At 72.9% G+C, this 22,459-nt stretch carries 17 protein-coding genes; 8 read left to right on the top strand and 9 right to left on the bottom strand.

The window, feature by feature from the left end; all coding sequences use genetic code 11:
• Positions 1-132 precede the first annotated feature (132 nt).
• The 3 genes from L3i22_RS26480 to L3i22_RS26470 form a co-directional block, all read right to left on the bottom strand.
• Positions 133-1,272: a cellulose-binding domain-containing protein gene (locus L3i22_RS26480; RefSeq protein ID WP_221329645.1), complete on the bottom strand. Its 1,140-nt coding sequence runs from the start codon at positions 1,270-1,272 to the stop codon at positions 133-135.
• Positions 1,269-2,867, bottom strand: a complete 1,599-nt coding sequence (locus tag L3i22_RS26475; protein ID WP_221329644.1) for a cellulase family glycosylhydrolase — start codon at positions 2,865-2,867, stop codon at positions 1,269-1,271. Before L3i22_RS26475 ends, L3i22_RS26480 begins: the two co-directional genes overlap by 4 nt.
• A 169-nt stretch (positions 2,868-3,036) precedes the next feature.
• Entirely contained in the window at positions 3,037-3,336 is a 300-nt protein-coding gene (locus tag L3i22_RS26470) for a hypothetical protein (RefSeq protein ID WP_221329643.1), read from the bottom strand.
• Between the two features lie 112 nt (positions 3,337-3,448).
• Here L3i22_RS26470 and L3i22_RS26465 point away from each other — a divergent pair, with 112 nt between their 5' ends.
• Both L3i22_RS26465 and L3i22_RS26460 read left to right on the top strand, forming a co-directional pair.
• Entirely contained in the window at positions 3,449-3,940 is a 492-nt protein-coding gene (locus tag L3i22_RS26465; RefSeq protein WP_221329642.1) for a HEAT repeat domain-containing protein, read from the top strand.
• Between the two features lie 544 nt (positions 3,941-4,484).
• Positions 4,485-4,997, top strand: coding sequence for a hypothetical protein (locus L3i22_RS26460; protein ID WP_221329641.1), 513 nt, complete (start codon positions 4,485-4,487; stop codon positions 4,995-4,997).
• Positions 4,998-5,279: 282 nt separating this feature from the next.
• Here L3i22_RS26460 and L3i22_RS26455 read toward each other — a convergent pair whose 3' ends face one another.
• Entirely contained in the window at positions 5,280-6,023 is a 744-nt protein-coding gene (locus tag L3i22_RS26455) for a DUF6597 domain-containing transcriptional factor (protein WP_221329640.1), read from the bottom strand.
• 49 nt (positions 6,024-6,072) lie between these two features.
• Here L3i22_RS26455 and L3i22_RS26450 point away from each other — a divergent pair, with 49 nt between their 5' ends.
• Positions 6,073-6,984, top strand: a complete 912-nt coding sequence (locus L3i22_RS26450; RefSeq protein ID WP_221329639.1) for a hypothetical protein — start codon at positions 6,073-6,075, stop codon at positions 6,982-6,984.
• A gap of 10 nt (positions 6,985-6,994) precedes the next feature.
• Here L3i22_RS26450 and L3i22_RS26445 read toward each other — a convergent pair whose 3' ends face one another.
• Complete coding sequence (locus tag L3i22_RS26445) at positions 6,995-7,672, bottom strand: hypothetical protein (RefSeq protein ID WP_221329638.1); 678 nt, start codon at positions 7,670-7,672, stop codon at positions 6,995-6,997.
• A gap of 23 nt (positions 7,673-7,695) precedes the next feature.
• On the opposite strand from L3i22_RS26445, the gene L3i22_RS26440 reads away from it, so the two are divergent.
• On the top strand, positions 7,696-8,283 hold the full coding sequence (locus tag L3i22_RS26440) for a hypothetical protein (RefSeq protein ID WP_221329637.1): 588 nt from the start codon (positions 7,696-7,698) through the stop codon (positions 8,281-8,283).
• 166 nt (positions 8,284-8,449) lie between these two features.
• Entirely contained in the window at positions 8,450-9,496 is a 1,047-nt protein-coding gene (locus tag L3i22_RS26435) for an amidohydrolase family protein (RefSeq protein ID WP_221329636.1), read from the top strand.
• A 54-nt stretch (positions 9,497-9,550) separates the two neighbouring features.
• Here L3i22_RS26435 and L3i22_RS26430 read toward each other — a convergent pair whose 3' ends face one another.
• Genes L3i22_RS26430 through L3i22_RS26420 form a run of 3 tightly spaced genes read right to left on the bottom strand, consistent with a single transcriptional unit; the run spans position 9,551 to position 12,554 of the window.
• Complete coding sequence (locus tag L3i22_RS26430; protein ID WP_221329635.1) at positions 9,551-10,840, bottom strand: ABC transporter permease; 1,290 nt, start codon at positions 10,838-10,840, stop codon at positions 9,551-9,553.
• Positions 10,837-11,580, bottom strand: coding sequence for an ABC transporter ATP-binding protein (locus L3i22_RS26425; RefSeq protein ID WP_221329634.1), 744 nt, complete (start codon positions 11,578-11,580; stop codon positions 10,837-10,839). The genes L3i22_RS26430 and L3i22_RS26425 overlap by 4 nt, the downstream gene beginning before the upstream one ends.
• Positions 11,577-12,554, bottom strand: a complete 978-nt coding sequence (locus L3i22_RS26420) for an efflux RND transporter periplasmic adaptor subunit (RefSeq protein WP_221329633.1) — start codon at positions 12,552-12,554, stop codon at positions 11,577-11,579. Before L3i22_RS26420 ends, L3i22_RS26425 begins: the two co-directional genes overlap by 4 nt.
• Positions 12,555-12,715: 161 nt before the next feature.
• Here L3i22_RS26420 and L3i22_RS26415 point away from each other — a divergent pair, with 161 nt between their 5' ends.
• The 3 genes from L3i22_RS26415 to L3i22_RS26405 all read left to right on the top strand — a co-directional run bounded on the left by L3i22_RS26415 (position 12,716) and on the right by L3i22_RS26405 (position 20,639).
• Complete coding sequence (locus L3i22_RS26415; protein ID WP_221329632.1) at positions 12,716-17,512, top strand: diguanylate cyclase; 4,797 nt, start codon at positions 12,716-12,718, stop codon at positions 17,510-17,512.
• Positions 17,513-17,517: 5 nt separating this feature from the next.
• A complete protein-coding gene (locus L3i22_RS26410; RefSeq protein ID WP_221329631.1) occupies positions 17,518-19,395 on the top strand; it encodes a bifunctional diguanylate cyclase/phosphodiesterase in 1,878 nt (625 codons plus the stop codon).
• Positions 19,396-19,631: 236 nt separating this feature from the next.
• Positions 19,632-20,639, top strand: coding sequence for an ATP-grasp domain-containing protein (locus L3i22_RS26405; protein WP_255658612.1), 1,008 nt, complete (start codon positions 19,632-19,634; stop codon positions 20,637-20,639).
• Positions 20,640-21,519: 880 nt separating this feature from the next.
• Here the strand turns inward: L3i22_RS26405 and L3i22_RS26395 are convergent.
• Positions 21,520-22,404 (bottom strand): LysR family transcriptional regulator, encoded by an 885-nt coding sequence (locus L3i22_RS26395; RefSeq protein WP_221329630.1) that lies wholly within the window; start codon positions 22,402-22,404, stop codon positions 21,520-21,522.
• Positions 22,405-22,459 lie beyond the last annotated feature (55 nt).

Here is a 22,459-nt window from a genome sequence, read left to right as displayed (position 1 = left end):
CGGGAAGCCTGGCGCGAAGTCCTGGCACCGGCCTGTCACCGCCCTGGCAGGTCCTGGCCCGGCGCTGACAGCCGCAGGCGGAGACGATGGGCCGGCTCGACCGGGCGGGCGAGCCGGCATCGTTTTCTCAGGTCAGCAGCCGTTGCGGGCGCCGCTGACCGCCACGTCGTCGTACCAGAGGGTGTCGGCGCCGTCGCCGTAGCTCTCCCAGCCCAGGCGCAGATCGGTCAGGGCCGGGCGCCAGGTGCGGTTGAGCCACTGGCTGTCGATGTCGTGGGTCGCGACGCCGTCCTCGAGCAGGCCCGGCACCGAGGCGCCGTTGAGCCAGGTCTCGATGGTGCCGCCGGTCCCGTCGACCTTGAACTCGACGCAGTTCCAGGTGTCGACCGGGAGCGGCTTGGACAGGGCCACCCCGGCCGGGCTCTGTTCCGGCAGGGTGGCGTCGTCGGAGGCCCGGTTGAACTGCAGCGCGCCGTTCTGGCCGCCGAAGCGCAGGTCCTTGCCCCCGTCGTTGGCGTCGGTCATGGCGACCGCGGTGACGTGCGCGGCGGGCAGGGCGGTGGTGTGCCGGACCCAGTAGCGGACGTACCAGGTCTTTCCCGAGACCGCGGCGATCAGGGCGGTGTTGCGGGCGAAGACGTGGTTGCAGTAGCCGGCCGCCCCGCTGATCTTCAGCGAGGTGGTGCCGCTGTGCGCGACCGTGCGGTCGATGGTGGCCGTCCCGGCGCCGGAGCAGTCCGGGCTGGTCACCGCCCACGCGCCGGTCGGCGCACTGCCGGTCTGCGACTCGAACCCGTCACCCCCGGACGTGCCGGGCGGGCTGGACGTGCTCGGCGAGACGCTGACCGACGGCGACGGGGACGGGGTCACGTCGCCGCCGCAGGACACCCCGTTGAAGGTGAACGCGGTCGGCGCGACGTTGGTCCCGGAGTAGGTCCCCTGGAAGCCGAAGCTCGCCGAGGCGCCGGTGGCCAGCGGCCCGTTCCACCCCACGCTGGTGGCGGTCGCCGACGCGCCCGACTGCGTGACCGTGGCGTTCCAGGCCGACGTGACCTGCTGGTTGCCGGCGAAGGTCCAGCCCAGCGTCCACGAGGTGACCGCCGCGCCGAGGTTGGTGACCTTGACGTCGGCGGTGAAGCCGGTGCTCCAGCTGTTCGCCGTCCAGGTGACGTCGCAGGTAGCGGCCGCGGCATGGGCCGGGCCGAGGCCCGCGACGCTGATCGCGGCGCAGGTCAGGGCCACGGCCGAGACGACCGGTATCAGTCGTCTCATGAGCAGGCCGTGCCGTTGAGCTTCACGGTCGCCGGGGCCGACGCCGTACCGTTGGCAGTGAATCCGACCGTGACCGAAGCGCCTGCCGCGAGCGACGGGGAATAGGTCGGCGCGGCCGCCGTGATCGTCGTGCCGGACTGGGTGACCGTCGCGTTCCAGCCGCTGGCCAGGGTGACGCCGGACGGCCAGGTCCAGGTGACCTGCCACGGGTTGGCCGCGGCGGTGCCGGTGTTCTGCACCTTGAGCTGGCCCTGGAAGCCGCCCTGCCACGCGTTGTCCTGGGTGTAGGTGAGCTTGCAGGCGCCGCTCGTCGCGGGGGTGCTGACCGAGGTCGACGGCGACGGGGACGGGTTCGAGGTGCTGCCGCCGCCGGCCACCGGAGCGATCAGGTACGGCTGCAGGATCGCCTGCTTGGCCTGGTTGATCGTGGTCCAGTCGTCGTTGGCGATGCCGCCGGTGTCGCCCGAGTTCGGGTTCCACGACCAGTAGGTGAACGACATGCCGTTCACCCCGGTGCCGGTGTACGCCATCAGGTTCTGCAGCCACACCTTGTCCACGTCACTGGCCAGCGTGGTGCCGAACTCGCCCATCATGATCGGCGCGATGTTCTGCTTGTACAGATAACCCCAGTAGTGGTCCCAGATCGCCGGCATGTTCGCCGGGTAGTTCGCGGCGTCGAACCAGGCCTGGTGGTAGACGGACGTCGCGTACTCGTGCGGGGAGTAGACGAGACGGTTCGCCACGCTCAGCCGTACCGGGAAATCTCCGGCCTTGGAAAGATTGCCGCCCCACCAGCCGCAGTCCTCGTCGTTGCTGGTGTCCCCGTCCCAGACGTTGGACAGGCCACCGCTCGGGCAGCTGACCCCCTCCACGAAGATCAACCAATTCGGCTGTACGGCGAGGATCGCGTTGCCCGCGCGCTCGGCCGCCAGGCGCCAGTCCCGGGTGGTGTCGCCACAACCCCAGCAGGCCCCGGTCGCGGCCGGGTTGGTGCCCTCGGCGTGCGGCTCGTTGTGCAGGTCGGCGCCGATCACCGTGGTGTTGCCGGCATAGCGTTGGGCGAGCGCTTTCCAATCCGAGATCCAGGTGCTCTCCGGTACGGCGGCGGTGTACCAGAGCGCGGTCTGTCCCGCCGCGGTCGGCCGGTGCCGGTCCAGGATGATCCGCATCCCCTTGTCGCCGGCGTACGCGACGACCTTGTCCAGGATCTGCAGCGGGGAGAGCCCGACCAGGTCCGGGTTGACGAAGTCGTTGATGCCGGTGGCGGTCGCGCCGGCCTTGAGCGCGTCGTCGGAGAACGGGACCCGCAGCGTGTTGTAGCCGAGCGAGGCCATCGTGTCGAGCTGGCTCTTCCACGGGTTGCTGGACCACAGTCCGTGGAAGGTCTTGTTGTCGGTCTCCATGCCGAACCAGTTGATCCCGGTCAGCCGGACGGTGGCGCCCGCGCTGTCGATGATCTTGTTGCCGCTGGTGTGCAGGTATCCGGTGCCGGTCCCGCCGGTGGCGGCGGACGCGGGTGGTGCGGTGATGACGACGGCCGTGGCCGCCGCGGCGGCCAGCGCGACGGCGCCGGCCAGCCAGCTGCGTGGTTTCATCCGGGGAGCTCCTTCGAGGACGGAAGGCGGTTCACGACATCGTTACATGGGAGCGCTCCCAGTAACAATCGTCATCGATGTTTTCGAAACTCCGTCCGCAGCGGGCCAGCCCGTCCCAACCGACCAATCCGTCTCAACCGGCCAGGCCGTCTCAACCGGCCAGGCCGTCTCAACCGGCCAGGCCGTTGAAGACCACGACGGTCAGGGCGATCACCCCGAACCCGGTCACCGACGCGGCGGCGACCCCGGCCGCGACCGGGCGCATCCGCGGCCACGCGCACAGCACCAGCGCAACCAGCAGGCCGAGCGGCGCCAGGTAGACCTCGAGCAGCCCCCAGTAGGCGACATAGGCCCAGCCGTCACCGCCGCCCACCTGGGCGCCCAGCACGATCATCACGACCAGCAGGGTGAGGTGCGGAACGAACCCGATGCCGAAGCCCAGCAGTCCCCGCCGGCCGGCCGTGCTCACGGTCCCCATGGTCACCCATCGAACACGATGAACGTCGCGCCCGCACCACACCCCGTAGAGCGTCCTAGGCGGGTGGGATGAAGATGGCCCCGCGGCGGCCGATCAGAAAGACGTGACCGTATCGGAGTTGATCCGCCGCCTGGAGTCGGCCGATCCTGAGGTCGTCGACGCCGCGATCCAGGAACTGGGCCGGCAGCGGGCCCGGGCGGCCGCGCCCGCGCTGCTGGACCTGCTGCGGACCAGCGACGACGCCACGATCCGCAACGCGGCCGCGCTGGCGCTCTCCGACATGGCGGTCCCGGACCTGCTCGGCGTGGTCGCCGGGCTGCTGGACGACCCGCGGACCGCCCACAGCCGCGGCACCCTGCTCTACGCGCTCGGCACCGACGACTACGACTGCCGGCCGCTCCTGCCCCGGCTCGTCGAGCTGGCGATCACCGGCGGCTGGGAGGTCCGCGTCTCCGCCGCCGGCCTGATCTCCCAGATCGAGGGCGAGATGGACGCGGACGTCTTCGACCGGGCCCACGAACGCCTGCGCACGGCCCACGCCGCGGATCCGGCCAACGAGGTGCTCGGGCCGCTGCTGGAGCTCTTCGAGGAATGAGCGAACCACAGATCAACTTCATTTTTGCCTCGGCTGCGGCCAATAACTGATCGTCGCTCCCGCGGGGACCCTTCCGGGCCTCGCAAGGGCGCGGGGCGCCCAGAACACGAGACCCTCCAGGGCGACGTCCGCGGGTGGTTGCGGTTTCAAAGAACCCACGCGAGCCGGCGGCCGGGCCGGGACCCAGCCGCGTGTCGCGGCTCCGGCACCCCGCGACAATCCTCGACGCCAGCCGGGACCGCGCCAGGCCGGGCCGCGGCGGCTTCGCGTGTGCACCCACCCCTCCACCAGCGACTTCACCACCGGGGCGACCAGATCCGCCTGGCCCGGGCGCACCTCGAGGGGCCGGCCCCGCCGCGGTGATCGCCGCCGGTCGCACGGCACGGACCCTGGGGCAGACCGCTGCCACGATCCGACCCGATTTCGGCGCCGGTCCGGGAGGATAAAACCGCGATCATCGCGCCGGGTAGGCTCGCATCGACGGCTCACGGGCGGCGCGGGGTGCACGCCACCGGGTCGTCGTGGACAGCGAGGGGCATGGCACATGGACGTAGAGGAAACTGACTCCGACGGCGTCGGAGCGGCGCCTTCGGTGGCCCGGCTGCTCCTGGAGCTGCGCGGCCACACAGGTGTCGACGTCAAGCCGGCCGGGCGCAGCATTCAGATCCGGCCGCAGGGCGCACGCGTCGTCGCGGTGAACATCCACCCGGGTGGGGTCGACATCGCGGTGGCCCGCGACCAGGCCGACGAGGTGGCGGCCACGATCTACGGGGCGACGGTGAAGGATCCGGACGACCCGATACCGTTCGTCTCGGTCGACGGCAGCCTGATCGACGCGAACTATGACGCGATCCTGGCCGCCGCGGTGCAGGCGGTCGAGTTCCGCAAGACCGCGCCGGTGAAGGCGGTCAAGGCCGCGGCGGCGCCGCGCGCCACCAAGGCGGCGGCCACCCCGCGGGCCACCAAGCCCGCGCCCCGGCCGGACCAGCCGATCTGCTCGAAGTGCCGGCAGTACGAGTTGCTCGCCAGCGGCGAGTGCCCGTCCGGCTACTGCTGACGCTGTTCGCTTTCGCTTTTCGTTGCCGCTTGTCTCGGCGGCTTGCTGAAGCTTTTCGCGGCAGCTCGCTGCTTGTCTCAGCGGCTTGCTGAGGCTTGTTGTGGCAGCTCGCTGAGGCTTTGACGGCGGCGCCGGACCGGTGATCATCCGGCTGGCCGTCGCCGGCGGATTGCTCGGGCTTCTCGTGGCGGCACCCGCGCCGATGATCACCCGGCCGGTCGCCGCCACGGGCCCGGGCCAGTGATCATCCGGCCGGTTGCCGCCACGGGCCCGGGCCGGTGATCATCCGACCGGTCGCCGCCACGGGGCCGCCCGCCGCACCAGGGCGGCCGGGGTCATCCCGGCGAACTCGGCCGTCTCCCGGCTGAGGTGCGCCTGATCGGTGTACCCCGCCCGCACCGCCAGCTCCCCCAGGCTCCCCTCCCCCGCCATCCGCAGGAACCGCCGGAACCGGAACACCCGGTGCAGCGTCTTCGGCCCGTACCCGACGGCCGCCCCGAACCGCCGCCGCAACTGCCGATCGCTCAGGTCGAGCCGCCCGCCGAGCTCGTGCACCCGCACCCCCGGATCCCGCAGCAGCCGCGCCGCCGCCAGCATCGCCGGGTCCGCCGGCCGCTCCTCGGCGAGCCGCCCGGTCAGCGTGACCAGCCGCCGCAGCGCGTCCGCCGGCGCCAGGTCCCCGGGCAGCTCCGCCCCCAGGCGCAGCTCGTCCAGGCCGGGCCGCAGGTTCCGCAGCGGGGTCAGCGGCATGCCGAGCAGCGCTCCCGCGCCGGGCCGCAGCCGCACCCCGACCAGGATCCGGCCGCCCGGGGTCAGGTTCGCGACCGGGCCGGTGTCCGGGCCGGCCAGGAACGCGCCGCGCCCGCTCTGCCAGATCAGGTCGACGCAGCCGTCCGGCAGGATCGGCATCCGGCCCGGCCGGTCCGGCTGGTCCGGCCGATCCTGCCGATCCGGCACGGCGCTGCGCCACAGGCAGGCGACGGCGCGGTCGAGTCCCGGCGGGGGCGCCCACTCGACGTAGCTCATGACCGATTCATACAAGACGCGCGGGGGTGGTTGCCAATAGCGTCGGGGCATGACCGCAGATTTCCGTACCGCTGAAAGGTTTTTGCAGGCCGAAGGCCGGCTGCTGGAACGCCGCCTGTTCGGCGTGCTGTTCCGCGACGAGGCGCCGGAGGGCGTGGCCGAGGTGCTGCGCGGCTACCGGAACGCCGACGGCGGCTTCGGCCACGGCCTGGAACCGGACAAGCGCTGCCCGGCCAGCCTGCCGGTCGACGTGGAGATCGCGTTCCAGGCGCTGGCCGCCGCGGCCGGGCCCGGGTCCGGCGAGCGGGCCACCGTGGCCGGGCCCGGCGAGCCCCCGGCCGGGTTCCGGGAGCTGCTCGGGCCGGCCTGCGACTTCCTGGCCGGGGTCGCCACCGACGGCGCGGTGCCGCTGGCGTTCCCGGTGATCGAGGACTATCCGCGGGCGGCGCACTGGACCGACTGGACCTACGAGCCGGGCCTGAACCCGACCGCCGGCCTGGCCGGGCTGCTGCACCGGATCGGCTTCGAGCACCCGTGGCGGGACGCCGCGACCCGGTACTGCTGGGACGCGATCGACTCGGCGAAGCTGCCCGAGGAGACGCACGCGCTCTCCGAGACGCTGGTGTTCCTCGCCCACGTCCCGGACCGCCCGCGCGCGGAACAGGCCGCGCGTGCCGTGCTGGCCCGGATCACCGAGTCGCCGCTGTTCCAGCCGATGCCGCGGCCCGGCGAGTACGGCCTGACCCCGCTCAACGTCGCGCCGTCCGCCGACTCCCCGTGGCGCGGCCTGTTCACCGACGCGCAACTCGACGCCCACCTGGACGAACTGGCCGCCGCCCAGCAGGACGACGGCGGCTGGCCGGTCGTCTGGGAGCCCCCGAGCCAGGCCTCCCGCCTGGAGTGGCGCGGCCTGGTGACCCTGCACGCGTTGCGGACGCTGAGATCGTACGGACGGCTCTGAAACCGGCCGGTCACCCGCCCCACCAGGCGGCGCCGCAGGCCAGCAGGACCATGGCGATGAAGATCGCGAACCCGGCGAGCAACGTGGTCACCACCTTCCGGCCGCTGACCGCCGTCCGGCCCGCCAGGACCGGCGGCGGGTCGGGCGGCACGAACAGGGCCGGGTCGAACCAGCTCGCCGCGCCGGCGAAGTCCGCCGGATGATCGGCCGGAATCCGCCCGATCGGGGTCACCGGCAGCCCGGCCGGGTCGGTGGCCACGCCGACGGTGATGACCGAGGCGGCGATCCCGTGCCCGGCGAGCGCCCCGATCGCGAGCGTCGTGTGGTTCAGCGCGTCCGGCCCGGGACCGGCCACCACCAGCGCAGGCGAGCCGAGCCCGGCGGTCAGGTCGGCCAGGTTCCAGCCGTCGTCGCCGAGCGGGACCAGCAGTCCGGCCGGGGCCGCGAGCAGGACCAGACGGTACGCCCGGGACACCGCGACGACCAGATCCCGCGCCTGTTCGAGGGAGAGCCGGTCGGCACACACCAGCCCGGCGACATGTGCCACGAGCGGATCCGGGGCGACGACGCCTACGATGACGACCGCGACCGGCACCTCGGCTCCCGCCGCGATCGCGGCCACGGCGACCCGCCAGTCGACCTCCGCCGAGGTTGCCGTGACCATCCACAACCGTCGACTCGTAGCCACGCCCCCACCCTAGAGGAGCGTCGATGAACTTCGAGGACGTGATCCACGCGCTGCTGTTCCGGCGCCGGAACGAGTCGCCGCCGGACGGCCGCATCGCCCGGCTGGATCAGGGCGTGTACCACGTCGACTACCGGGACGACCCGGATCACGTCTACCTGGTGACCGTGCGGCAGGTGCCCCGGATCCGGCTGCCGCTGGCGGCACCGGTGGTGGTCGGCGAGGCCGGCGGGGTACGGGCGCTCCTGGTCCGGGTCGGCGTCGCCAACCACGTCGAGGTCACCCTCGATGTGGAGGACTCCCCGGCGGCGCGGGCCGCCACCGAGGCCTACCTGGCCGCCGAGAAGGTGTGGGCGGACAGCTCCGGGCCCGGCATCGAACCGCCGGCCCCGCCGGGCGCCGACGCTTTCCCGCGGATCCCGATCTCGGTCACCGACGACGTGGGCACCGAGTACCGGTTCGCCGGCGGCAGCGGTGGCGGGCCGGCGACGCCGTGGCGAATGCACCGGGACTTCCGCCCACCCCCACCACCGGACGCCCGCCGCCTGACGGTCCACTTCCCGGCGGGCGAGCGTGAGTTTCCGCTGCCCGACCGCTGTCAACCGGCTGATTGATCGGGACAATCAGCTGGTTGAGACGGCACGCCGTGCCGGGTGGGGAGCACCGTCCAGAAGCGACACGCCGGGCGGAGCGGCCCACGGCGGCAATGATCACCGGCGATGGCATGCTGGCCACTTCCCGCGTCGAAGCGGTACGACGCGGTAACCGGAGGTGGTGTCGGTGGCAGTCCTGCGCATCCGTGGTCTCGCGCTCCCCGAGGGCGACCCGGTCGACCTCTACGCCGACGGCGACCGGTGGACGTCGGACCCGGTGCCCGGCGCGGACCTGGTCGCCGAGGGCTGGATCCTGCCCGGCCTGGTCGACGCGCACACCCATCCGGGCGCGAACACCCCGGGCGACCCGCTGGACGACGGCATCCTCCGGGACGACCTGCGGGCGCACCTGGAGTCGGGCGTCACGCTGATCCGCTCCCCCGGCCTGGCCGACGACCCGCCGGACTGGTTCGGCCGGTCCGACGACAGCCCGCGCGCGTTCCACGCCGGCCGGTGGATCGCCCAGCACGGCCAGTTCGCGCCGGGCTGGGGACGCCGCCCGGACCCGGCCGACCTGCCGGCCGTCGCCGCCGAGCAGGCCGCCCGCACCGGCTGGGCCAAGATCGTGATCGACTGGAAGGCCGGCGACGACATCGTGCCGGTGGAGATCCTGCGCGAGGCGGTCACCCGGGTGCACGCGGCCGGCGGGCGGCTGGCGGTGCACTCCCAGCACGGGGCCGGTGGCGCGGTCGCGGTGGAGGCGGGGGTGGACTCGATCGAGCACGGCATGGGCCTCGATCCGGCGCTGCTGTCCCGGATGGCCGAGCAGGGCACCGCGCTGACCCCGACGCTGGCCGCGATCACCGGCTCGCTGGCCCGGACCCTCGCCAACCCGGATCGGGCGCGCACGAGCTGGTACGTCCCCGGCGCGAGCGTGCACGCCCGGCTCACCGCCGCCGCGGTCGAGGCCGGCGTCACGGTCCTGGCCGGCACCGACACCCGGCCGCACGGCGGCATCGCGCAGGAGATCCGCGCCCTGGTCACCGCCGGGGTGACACCGCACCGGGCGATCGCCGCCGCGTCCTGGGCGGCCCGCGCCTACCTGGGCCTGCCCGGCCTGCTCGACGGCGCCCCGGCCGATGCGGTCGTGTACGCCGCGGACCCCCGCACCGACCTGTCCCAGCTGGACAAGCCCTCGGCCGTCATCGTCCGGGGCAAGCGGGTCGCTCGCTGAGGAGACAGCAGCGGCGGCATCCCGACGCCGGGATGCCGCCGCGAAGGAAAACGGTCAGGCGCGCATGACCGTGGCGATCGGGATGCCGGCCGCCCGGATCGCCGGGATGAAGCCGCCCAGGATCCCGGCCACCAGCCCGGCGATCACCCCGGACACCCCGGCCGACCAGGGGAACTCCACCCCCTGGAGGAACGGCTGGGACGGCCCCAGGAAGACCGACGCCGCCTTGAGCGCCGCCACGCTCACCCCGATCGCCGCCGCGGCCGTGAACAACCCGGTCAGCAGGGTCTCGGCCAGCACGATCCCGGCCAGCACCAGTCGCGGCGTGCCGACCGCCCGGCGCAGCGCGAACTCCTCGACCCGTTCGCCGACCGTGGCCAGGCCGACGTTCAGGACGCCGGCCGCACCGATCACCAGGACCAGGCCGGCCATCGCCAGGAAGATCATCCGCAGCAGGTTGAGCTGCTCCTTCATCTCCTTGCGGGAGTTGATCGTCTCCGCGGCCACGTCCGGGGCGCCGAGGCCCTTCAGCTTGGCGATCAGGACCGGTTCGACCGGGGACGAGCCGGTCATCAGGACCTGGCTCTCGCTGACCCCGTTCGGGTCGGTGAGCTTGTCCAGCGGAACCCAGTTGGTCAGCTCGTCAAGACGTACGTAAGCATGGGGTTGGGAATCTCCGTCTTTCACCACACCGATCAGCTGCGGCGTCATGTCGGCGGTGGCGCCGTTGACGCGCATCTCGGCGGGCACGTGGTAACGGTCGAAACCTTTCGCCGCCTCCTCGTTGAGGACCAGGCGCGGGGCGAGCATCGGCGCGGTGCCGAAGTCGAGCCAGTGACCGGACTGCGGACGGTACGGCCGGAACTCCCGCACGTCCCCGGTCAGCGCCGTGATCCGCAGCTCGATCGCCTGCCCCTGCGGCATCCCGGCGGTCGGGTCGTAGCACTTGCCGAACTGGTCGCAGATCTGCGACGACCCGCCCCAGTTCTGGTCGAACGGGGAGCCGCCCTCGTTGACCGCCCGCACGCCGGGCTCGCCGATGACCGCGTTCAGGGTGAACATGGCGACCGCGTCGGTGCGGCCCTTGACCGTGCCGACCACGGCCTGGCCCCCGCCGGCCACCTGCGGCATGTAGAGGACCTTGGTGCCGTCGACGCCGGACTGCAGTTCGAGGTCGGCGAGTTGCAGGCGCTCGGCGATGCCGGCGCCGGCCTGGACGACGACGACCGCGAGCACGCCGAGGAACAGGCTCACCATGGAGAGCAGGGTGCGCAGTTTGCGGGCCCGGATGCCCTGGCCGCCGATGATCATCGCCGAGCGCAGCCGGCCGGAGAGACGCATCATGCGGTCGCTCCGCCCAGGTGCGGGAGCTGCATCGTCGGGCCGCCGACCGCGAGCGCGGGGGCCCGTTCGCCGAGCACCCCGGCCTGCAGGTCGAGGATCCGGCCCATCCGGGCGGCGTGGTCGCGGTCGTGGGTGACCAGGATCAGCGCGCACCCGCGGGTGGTCGCCTCCAGCAGCGCGTCGATCACGATCGAGCCGGTCTCGGTGTCGAGGGCGCCGGTCGGCTCGTCGGCGAGCAGGATCCGCGGATCCCGGACCAGCGCGCGGGCGATCGCCACCCGCTGCTGCTCGCCGCCGGACATCTTGGTGGGCCGGTTCTTCGCCAGGTGGGCGATGCCGACCTGGTCGAGCGCCGTCATCACCCGGGTCCGGCGTTCCCGGCGGGGCAGCCAGCCCTGGCCGTTGATCAGCGCCATCGCCACGTTCTGCGCCGCGCTCAGGTGCTTGAGCAGGAAGAACCGCTGGAAGACGAAGCCGAAGTGGGAGCTGCGCAGCTTGGCCGCGTGCCGTTCGGGGACCCGGCTGATGTCCTCGCCGTCCATCACGTAGCTCCCGGCGTCCGGCCGGTCGAAGAGCCCGAGCACGCTGAGCAGGGTGCTCTTGCCGGAGCCGGACCGCCCGACGATGGCCACGCTCTCCCCGGCCCGGACGGTCAGGTCGACCCCGTCCAGGATGGTGCGCGGCTCCTTCTGCCCCTTCAGGACCTTGGTGATCCCGGTCAGCTGGATCAGCTCGGTCACGGGGTCGCTGCCGGGGTGGGCAGGTTCGGGCCGGGGACGGCGACGGTCTCCTCGCCGGTCAGGCCCTTCTTGATCTCGATGACCTTGCCGTCGGAGATGCCGAGGGTGACGTCGACCGTCTTGCGGGTCTGCCCCTCGCCGACGACCAGGTCGACCTTGCCCCTGCCCTGCGAGCCGGCCACCGCCTCGACCGGCAGGACGAGGACCTTGCTGGCCTTGTCGGTGATCACCTCGATGGTCACGTCCGCGCCGTTGATCAGCTTGACGCCGGCCGGCGGCACGCAGACCAGGCGCAGGCCGGTCGGCTCGGAGCCGCCCGGGGCGCCGCCGAGCGCCGGGTCCGGGGTGCTCTGGACCTGCAGGCCGCCGCCGGAGGCGTTGGGCGCGGGCGCCGTGGTCGTGGTGACCGGCTCGGGGACGGTGCCGGCGGGCAGCGCCGCGATCGTCCCGAGGGCGGTGCACTTGAACGGGCCGGGACCGTTTTTGATCTGCGCCTGGACCTGCTTCACGGCGCCCGAGACCCGGTACGCCTGTGCGCTGTCGATGTCGGCCACGATCCCGTACCCGCCGTGCGTCGCGGAGACGATCGGCATCCCCTTGGTGACCGCCGCACGGTCGTCCATCAGCCGCCCGGCGAAGACCGAGCCGGCCGGGATGTCGACCCGGTGCGGGATGTCGTCGTCCCAGACGGTGGCCACCCAGACCGACTTGTCGCTCGCCTTCTTCGGCAGCGTGCGGGTCACCCAGCGGAGCTCGCCGTCGTACGGCGCGACGACGCCGAAGACCGGGTTGATGGTGACCTTCCCGGCCAGGCTGATCTTGTTGCTGAGGTCCTGCCGGGTCGGCTTGACGGTGGTCAGCACCGTGCCCCGGTCAGCCAGGCCCGGTGTCTCGGCGGCGTCCCCGGACGACGAGCACCCGGCCACCGCGAACACCACCACCAGGCCGAGAAAGGCCTGCCTGCGAGCAACCACCCGAATCCCCCGTCGTCAATGCGATCAGCAGCGCGGCGAAGGGTACCGGACACACGCAACCCACAGAAAGCGCACAGATCCCGGTGGCGGCCGGCCGCCGCCCGGGTTGAGGGTTCGCTCTCCGGTGTAACGAATCGCACCGAGCTGCCGATCTTCACTGCGTGACGTCTGACCAGCTGGAAGAGCTGCTCTATGACAGCGAGCGCACCCGAGTCACCCGGATCCGCGGCGCGGACGGCGGGTGGCTGATCGACAAGCAGCCACTCGGCCCGGGCGCCGAGGAGCGGCTGCGCAACGAGCTGGCCGCGCTGAAACGGCTGGCCGGGGTCGACGGCACCCCGCAACTGGTCGGCGAGGGCCGGCTCACGTTGCGGGACACGCCCGCACGCACGCTCGCCGACCTGCCGGTCCCGTGGGATCCCGGCGACCTGGCCGGGCTCGCGCACCGGCTGGCCGGGGTGCTCGCCGCGATCCACCGGCACGGAGTGATCCACCGCGACGTCAGCCCGGCCAACGTGCTGATCGCGGACGGCTCCGGGGAACCGGTCCTGATCGACTTCGAACTGGCCGCCCTGACCGTTCAGGATCACCACACGCAGGTGCCCGAGGACGGGCTGGCCGGCACGCTGCCGTACCTGGCGCCGGAGCAGACCGGGCGCACCGGCCGCCCGGTCGACCACCGCGCCGACCTCTACGCGCTCGGCGCCACCCTGTACGAGCTGGCCACCGGCGCGCCGCCGTTCGGCCGCGACCGGGACCCGCTGAGCCTGATCCACGACCACCTGGCCCGGGTCCCGGAACCGCCCGCCGAGGTGAACCCGCGGGTGCCGGCCCTGCTGTCGGGGATCATCATGCGGCTGCTGCGGAAGGAGCCGGACCAGCGCTACCAGAGCGCCGAGGGCCTGGCCTACGACCTGGCGCGGCTGCGCGACGGCCGGCTCGACGAGCTCGGCACCCGGGACTTCCCGCTGCGCCTGGCCGCGCCGGCCCGGCTGATCGGCCGGGCCGAGCCGCTCGCCGCGCTGCACGCGCTGCTCGCCGGCGCCACCGCCGGGCACAGCGCGCTGGCCCTGGTCACCGGGCCGCCCGGGGTCGGCAAGACCAGCCTGGTGGACCGGCTCCGGCCGGCCGTCGAGCGGGCCGGCGGGCGGTTCGTGACCGGCAAGTTCGACCAGTTCCGGCAGGACCTGGCCGGCGACGCCGTACGGGAAGCCTTCGATCTTCTCGGCAGTCAGCTGCTCGCCGAGCCGGACGAGGTGGTGACCGAGCTGCGGACCCGGCTGCGGGACGCGCTCGGCCCGAACTGCGGCCTGGTCAGCAGCATGATGCCGCCGTTTCGCGCGCTGCTCGGCGAGGAGGCCGCCGAGCCGCGCGCCGACGACCCGCGGGCCCTGTTCGCCCGGCTGCGGCTGGCCGTGCTCGCGGTGCTGCGGACGGTCGCCAGTGGCACCAGCCCGGTGGTGTTCTTCCTCGACGACCTGCAGTGGGCGTCGGCCGCCGCGTTCCGGTTCCTCGACGACGTGCTCGACCAGGCCGACCTGCCCGGGCTGCTGGTCCTCGGCGCCTACCGCGAGGCGGAGGTCGACGCGGCGCACCCGCTGACCGAGCTGCTCGCCCGGCTGCACCGCGACCACGGCGACGCCGGCGAGATCCGGCTGGCCAACCTCGGGCCGGGCGACCTGCCGCAGCTGGTCGCGGAGATGCTGCGGCTGCCGGTCGGCGCCGCCGCGCCGCTGGCCGCGGTCCTCGCCGAACGCACCGGCGGGAACCCGTTCGACACCGTCGAGCTGCTGAACGCGCTGCGCCGGGAGGGCGTGCTGGTCCCGGAGGGCGACGGGTGGCGGTGGGCCGAGACGGCGGTCCGCCGGTTCGTCGGCCACGGCGACGTGCTCGACCTGCTCGGCACCCGGATCGCGGCGCTGCCGGACGAGGCCCGCGACATGATCGAGACGATGGCCGGGCTGGGCGGCGAGGTCGACCTGGAGCTGCTGCGGGTGGCGTCCGGCCGGAGCGTCGAGGAGATCACCGTCGCGCTGCGGCCGGCGGCCGACGACGGGCTGGTCGCCGTGGACGCGGCCACCGCGCGGTTCCGGCACGACCGGGTGCACCAGGCGGCGTTCGGGCGGCTCGCCGCGGACGAACGCGCCCGGCTCAGCCTGACCCTGGCCCGGCGGCTCGCGGCGGTGCCCGAGCACGCCCTCGCGGCGGCACCGCAGTACCTCGCGGCGGTGCGGGCCTTCGCCGTACCGGAAATCTCTCTGCCGGCGGAGAAGCGGACCGCGACGGCCCTGATGCGCCACGCCGCGCATGCCGCGCGGCTCGTCGCCAACCATGCGGCGGCCGAGGTCTATCTCGCCGCCGCGCTGCGCCTTCTGGAGAAAACCGATTCGGCGTACGACGACACGCGCGCGGAATGGCACGCCGCGCTCTGTGCCCTCGGCCGGTTCGACGCGGCCGACGAGGTGTTCGGGCAGTTCGAGGTCGGTGACCACGACCCGGTGTGGTTCGCCGGCCCGGTCGCCGAGCAGGTCGGCTCGCTCACCAACCGGCGGATGCTGGCCGAGGCCCTGGCCCTCGGCCTGGACCTGCTCGGCGCGCTCGACCTGGACGTGCCGGGCCCGGCGGAGATGGGGCCGGAGATCGGCAGCGGGCTGGCCACGTTCTACACCTGGCTGGCCAACTACGGCGACGACCCGGACCATCCGGAGCTGACCGACGAGCGGCTGCTCGCGGTCGCGCACCTGCTCAACCGGCTCGCCCCGGCCGCGTTCTTCGCCGACCAGCAGATGATGGCCTGGCTGGTGGCGCAGGCCGCCCGGATCTGGGCCACGCACGGGGTGTGCGCGGCGCTGGCCGGCACGGTCGGCAACATCGGCGTGATCACGATCGGCAGCGGCGGCGAGTACCGGGCCGCCTACGACGCCCTGCGGGTGATCATCGCGACCGGCGAGAAGCACGGCTACGAGCCGGAGGTGTCGCAGGTCAAGTTCCTGCACGCGCTGGCCGGGGTGCCCTGGTTCGAGCCGCTGGAGAACGGGGTGCGGCTCGCTCACCAGGCGCGCGACGGCCTGCTGCGCGGCGGGGACCTGCGCAGCGCGTTCTACACCTACTACGCGTCGGTGCCGCAGACGCTGGGCAGCGCGCCCGCGCTGGACGCGTTCGTCCAGGAGGCCGCGGCCGCCCAGGCGTTCGGCGCGCGGATCGGCGCCGAGTACGAGACGTCGATGTTCGTCGTCGGCCAGCACCTGGTCCGGGTGCTGCGCGGCGAGGCCGGGGCGGGCGCCTCGCTCGGCGAGTTCCCGGAGCTCGCCGGCAACGACGCGGCCAGCGCGTTCTTCGCGTCCGCGCAGGCCCTGGCCGCGGCGATCCTCGGCGACGACGACCGGCTCGCCGAGCACAGCGCGGTGGCGGTCCGGCTGCTGCCCACCATCCCCGGCGTCTACCTGCAGGCGCCCGCGCACATGATGGCCGTGCTCGGTGCCGCGATCCGGATCACCGCCGGCCGGGACCGGACGGCCGCGCTGGCCGACCTCGACCGCAGCCGCGACTTCCTCGCCGAACGGGCCCTCGACCAGCCCGGCAACTTCCGGCACCTGCACCGGTTCGCCGAGGCGACCCGGGCCGCGGCGCTCGGCGACTTCCAGGCGGCCGCGGTCGCCTACGACACCGCCCTGCAGGACGCGTCGACCACCGGCCGGTCCTGGCACGCGCCGCTGATCGCCGAGCGGGCCGCCCGGTTCTACCTGGCCAACGGCCTCGACCACGTCGGTGACCGGCTGCTCGCCGAGGCGGTGCAGGGCTACTCGCGGTGGGGTGCGGTCGGCAAGGTGCACGAGCTGAAACGGGCGTACCCGTCGCTCGGCTCGGCGCTGGGCGGCGCCGCCACGCCCCGCAACACCACGATCGACGGCAACCACAGCATCAACCTGTCCACCGAGGTCATCGACCTGATGGCGGTCCTCGAGGCGGCCCGGGTGCTCAGCTCGGAGACCGACCTCGACAGCCTGCGCCGCCGGGTGCAGCACGTGCTCAAGGCGATGACCGGGGCGACCGGGGTGCGGGTGGCGCTCTGGGACGCGGCCGTCGGCGGCTGGTCCTTCGACGGCGACGCCGGGGTGCCGATGACCGCGATCCGGTACGCCGAGCGGACCCGCGAGCCGCTGGTCGTCGACGACGTGACGCTCGACGGGCGGGTCGGGCGGGATCCGTACCTGGCCGGGCTCGAGCACTGCTCGCTGCTGGTCGTGCCGGTGCTCAGCCAGGGCCAGCCCCGGGCGATGCTGGTGCTGGAGAACCGGCTGACCCGGCGCGCGTTCTCGGCCGGCCGCCTCGACGCGGTCCAGCTGATCGCCGGGCAGCTCACCGTCTCGCTGGAGAACGCCCAGGTCTACGCGTCGCTGGAGCGCAAGGTCGCCGAGCGCACCGAGGCCCTGGCCGAGGCGAACCGGCGGCTCGAGCTGCTCACCGTGACCGACCCGCTGACCGGCCTGCCCAACCGGCGCAAGCTGAACGCGTTCCTGGACGCCGAGTGGCTGCGGTCGCTGCGCTCCGGCGAACCGGTCGGCGTCGCCATGGTCGACATCGACTTCTTCAAGAAGTACAACGACCACTACGGCCACCAGGGCGGTGACAACTGCCTGCGGCTGGTCGCCGAAGCGCTGCGCGACAGCGTGCGGGTCACCGACCTGGTCGCCCGCTACGGCGGCGAGGAGTTCTGCATCGTGATGCCCGGCGCCAACGAGGAGAACGCGGTGATGGTCGCCGAACGGGCCTGCCGCGCGGTCGCCCGGCTGCGCGAGCCGCACCTGCTCGCCGACGCCGGCGTCGTCACCGTCAGCGTCGGCGTCACCTCGGCCACGCCGGCCGCCGCGGCCGGGCCGGACCAGCTGACCAAGCTCGCCGACGAGGCGCTCTACGAGGCGAAACGCGGCGGGCGCAACCGCGTCGTGAGCGGGTGAACGCGATGCGCCGCTACATCGTCGGCGCGCTGGTCGTGGTGCTCATCCTGCTGTCCGCGTCGGCGGTGCTGGACAGCAGGCGGCACCGCCAGATCACCGAGGACATCGTCCGGGCCGGCAACCAGGTCACCGCCTACGAGCAGGCGGCCTACCTGTCGGCCCGGGAGATGTCGCTGATCGAGGGCACCGCCAACGACCCGGACGGCCCGGGACGCCAGGAACTGCTCGACCTCGACCAGCAGGCGTACCAGGCCACCGCGGTGCTCGCCGGCTCCGACGCGGCACACACGGACGCGATGGAGGCCGGCAACATCGCCCAGCGGCAGATCAACCTGCGACAGGACATCATCTGGTACCTGTCGCTGCTGGACCGGGGTGAGCACACCCGGGCGGTCGCCGTGCTGGAGGGGAGCATCGTCCCGACGTACCGGCGGAACATGGCCCAGCTCCAGGAACTGCGGGACCGGCACCAGGCGTTGTACGCGCAACGGGCCGTCCAGGCCCGCGAGGACTCCCGGGAACTGCTCGTGGTCAGCGTGATCAGTTTCGGCCTCACCGTGCTGATGCTGGGCCTGTTCGTCTGGACCCTGCGCGCGCACCGGATCCGGGTGGAGACGATGGCCGCCACCGACACGCTCACCGGGCTGGCCAACCGGGCCGCGTTCACCGCGTACACCCAGCGCGCCCTGGCCACCGGCGTCACCCTGCTGACCGTCAACATCGACGGCTTCCGGCACGTCAACGACCAGCTCGGGCCGAGCATCGGCGACCGGCTGCTGGCCGAGGCCGGCCGGCGGCTGTCGTCCGGCGTCCGGGAGACCGACCTGGTCGCCCGGATCGGCGGCGACGAGTTCGCCATCCTGCTGCCGGACACCGACCCGGCCCGCGCCGAGCTGGTCGCCGAACGCCTGCGCGAGGCGTTCGACCAGCCGTTCCAGCTCGGCGACCTGACCGTCGACCTGGAGATCAGCATCGGCGCCGCGACCGCCGCCCCCGGCGACGACGTCAGCAGCCTGCTCGGGCACGCCGACACCGCCATGCACGAGGCGAAACAGCAGCACGACGGGTTCCGCCGGTTCACCCCGCACACCGGGCCGGACAGCGCGGACCGGCTCAGCCTGCTCGGCGACCTGCGCCGCGGCCTCGATGACGACGGCCAGTTCACCCTGCACTACCAGGCGAAGGTACGGCTCGACGACGGCTCGGTCTCCGGGGTCGAGGCGCTCGCCCGGTGGCATCACCCGGTGAAAGGACCGGTGTCGCCGGGACAGTTCGTGCCGGTCCTGGAGACGACCACGCTGATCCACCGGTTCACCGAGCGGGTGCTGACCATCGCGCTCCGCCAGTCCCGCGACTGGCTGGACGCCGGCCGGCAGGTCGCGATCGCGGTGAACGTCTCCACCCGCAGCCTGCTCGACGAGACGTTCCCGGACCGGCTCGCGGCCCTGCTCAACGCGGCGGGCGTGCCCGGGTCGCTGCTCTGCATCGAGATCACCGAGTACACGGTGATGTCCGACCCGGCCACGACGATCGCGGCCCTGCATCGCATCCGCGCGCTGGGCGTCAAAACTTCCATAGACGATTTCGGTACGGGGTATTCGTCGCTGGCGTACCTCAAACTCCTCCCGGTCGACGAGTTGAAGATCGACCGCGCCTTCGTCGCCGACATGGTCACCGACCCGAGCAGTCACGCCCTGGTCGCCTCCGCCGTCGACCTGGCCCACAACCTGGGCCTGACCGTGGTCGCCGAGGGCGTCGAGGACGCCCCCACGGCGGAGGCGCTGCGGGCCCTGCGCTGCGACACGGCCCAGGGCTACCACTTCGCCCGCCCGGTCCCGGCCGCCGAGGTATGCCTGGAGCCCCGCCAGCTCCCGATCGCCTGACCACCTGCCCTGGCGCCCCCCGGCCAACCGGCCACCCGGCCACCCGGTCCCCCGGTCCCCCGGCTGATCGTCCTGTCTGCCACCTGCTCGCCCCTGCCTGCCGCGACCACCCGACCGCCCGCCCTACCGGCGCGGGCCGCAGCCCCACAAGCTCCCGACCACCCCGACCGCTCACCCTGCCGGCCAGGGCCGCAGCCCCGCGTGGCCGGTCAGGGCATGCGGCTACCCTCGGGGCCATGCTGCTGCTGGTTCCCGGGGACGTGCTGCGACCGCGACGGCCCGACGAGCACTTCGCCGACGAGGTCGCCGCAGCCCGGGACGCCGGGATCGAGGTCGCGGTGATCGACCACGACGCCCTGACCAGCGGCGGATCCGCCGACGCCGCGGTATCCCGGGTCCCGGCCGCCACGGACGCCGTCTATCGCGGCTGGATGCTGAACGGTTCGCAGTACGCGGCGCTCGAGGCCGCGCTGTCTCGCCGGGATGTCACGCTCCGGACCAGCGCGGATGCCTACCGACGCGCGCACGAACTGCCAGGCTGGTGCACGGTGGCCGGCACCCTCACCCCAGAGACCGTCTGGACCGACGGCGATGACCGAGACGGCTTCATGGCGGCGTGCGCGTCACTCGGCACCGGGGCCGCAGTCCTGCGGGACTACACGAAGTCGATGAAACATCATTGGCACGAGGCCGCCTACATCGAATCAGTCTCGGATCTGAAAAACGCCTGGAAGATCGCAACCCGTTTCCGCGAACTCCGAGACGACGAGTTCACCGGCGGCTTCGTCCTACGCCGATTCGAGCAGCTCACCGGCGCCGAAGTCCGAACCTGGTGGCTCAACGGCACATGCCGCCTGGTAACCGCACACCCAGACACCCCCGCCGACCTGCCACCCACCAGCCCACCATCCACCAGCGCGTCACCCACCGGCCCGTCACCCACCGGCCCGTCACCCACCGGCCCGTCACCCACCGGCCTGCCACTCACCGGCCTGCCACTCACCGGCCTGCCACTCACCGGCCTGCCACTCACCGGCCCGCCACTCACCGGCCTGTCGCCCGCCAGCCTCGACCCGGAGTTCCTGGCCCCGCTGATCCGCAGTCTGAACCTGCCGTTCGTCACCGCCGACCTGGCCCGCCACGCCGACGGCCGCTGGCGCCTGATCGAGATCGGCGACGGCCAGGTCAGCGACCGCCCACGCAGCACCCCAGCCGCTGACCTGATCGCCGCGCTCATGCGGTGAGACAACCGCGCCGCTCTCACCGGCGACAGAAATTTCCGCCGCACCAGGACCCGCGCCGACGAATTTCAACGCGCCAGGACCCACAGCGACAACTTCCAACGCGCCACGTCCCGCAGCGAAAACCTCCAGCACGCCACGTCCCGCAGCGACAACTTCCAACGCGCCGGGTCCCGCGGCGACAACTTCCAACGCGCCGGGACCGGCGGTAGAAACCCCCGGCCCGCATGGTCATCGGCGATGAAGAATTCCGCCAAGCGGTCGATAACGGCAAGGCCTTTTGCCACGCCGCCAGCGCCGGCGAAAACTGTCGCCACGCTGCCAACACCCACAAAAATTGTCGCCAGGCGGTCGGTACCGACAGAGACTTTTACCCCCGCAGCCAGGCCCGGCGAAGACTTCCGCGTTCAGAGGTCGGCGGTGGTGCCTTTCGCCACGCCGACGCTAGCGTCGAAAGATCTCGCCGCCCAGGAGGCCCGGTGGCGAAGACTTCCATCGGCCAGGCACCGGCAGTGAAGACTTTCACCACCGCAGGTCCGTCGGCGGAAGCTTTCACCACCCACGGACCTGCAGCGAAGATTTTCACCACCCGACGGGCGGGGCCGTGGAGATGCGGGGATGCGGGGAGTTGGGAAGAAGGTGCACCTCTGCGACGACGATGTGCTCTGGCGCGACCTGCCAGCGGCGCCGGCGACCAGGCCGCCGAGGCTGGGCCCGCTCAGTCGGCTGGGGCTCGGTCAGCTGGCTGGGGGTCGGTAGCTGGCTCCGGGTTGATCAGCTGGCTGGAGGTCGGCTGGTCAGCTGGCGGTACGCAGGCGGCTTGGGGGTCCGCGGTCAGAGTCAGCTCGGGGGTCGGTCAGGTGGCTCGGGGCTCGGGGGCTGGTCAGTTGGCTGGGGCGCTGTAGCGGTCGCGGACGAAGGCGCCGAGGCGCGCGGCGAAACTTTCCAGCGTTGGTGCGGCTGCGTGCCGGGAGTCCCAGACCGCGGCCAGGCGGATGTTGAGGTGCCGGCCGCCCACGTCGACGGCGAGCGGGAGCAGGCCGAACCGGGGATCGTCGGAGGCGACGGCGATTCCCCGGCCGGCCGCCGCCAGGGCTTGCGCGACCGTTCCGTTGGCGGCCTCGATCACGGACGAGTAGGTCGCCCCGGCGGCGGTGACCGCCGCTTCGAGGGACTGCCGCGCGGTGAACGCTCCCGGCTGCACGATCAGCGTCTCGGTGAGCAGCTCGGCCAGCGGCACCGACGTCCGGCCCGCCCACGGATGTTCCGCGTTCACATACGCCCAGACCGGCAAGACGGCCAGCGCCTGTGACCGGAACGGATCAGGTGCTCGGACGGTCCCGATCGCCAGGTCCGCGCCGAGCCGGAGCGTCTCCACCGGTGACAGTCCGTCCGCGCCGAGCACGTCCGCGGTCGGGTCCTCCGGCGCGAGCGTGGCGATGAACGGTGACACCACGTCGGTCAGGGTGACCGTCGGCGCCCCGATGGTGAGCCGTTCGAGGCGGCCCGAGGCGGCCACCATCGCCGCGACCCGCAACGCGTCGACCCGGCCGAGCACGTCACGCGCGAGTGGCAGCAGCGCGCGCCCGACGGTGGAAAGTTCCAGCCGCCGCCCGCCCCGGTCGAAAAGCTCCACCCCCAGCGAGCGTTCCAGGAGCCGGATCTGCCGGGACAGCGCCGGCTGGGTCAGGTGCAGCGCGACGGCGGCGGCGCTGACCGTGCCGGCTTCCGCGGTCGCGACGAAGTACCGCAACAGCCTCAGCTCCACCTATGCCTCCCCGGCATACTTCACCTGCCCAATCGGAACTGGACGAGCATAGTCC

The organism is Actinoplanes sp. L3-i22, from assembly GCF_019704555.1.
Lineage (GTDB): Bacteria > Actinomycetota > Actinomycetes > Mycobacteriales > Micromonosporaceae > Actinoplanes.
Note: the sequence above shows the minus strand (reverse complement) of the source record. Positions and strands in the feature narration are given on the sequence as shown.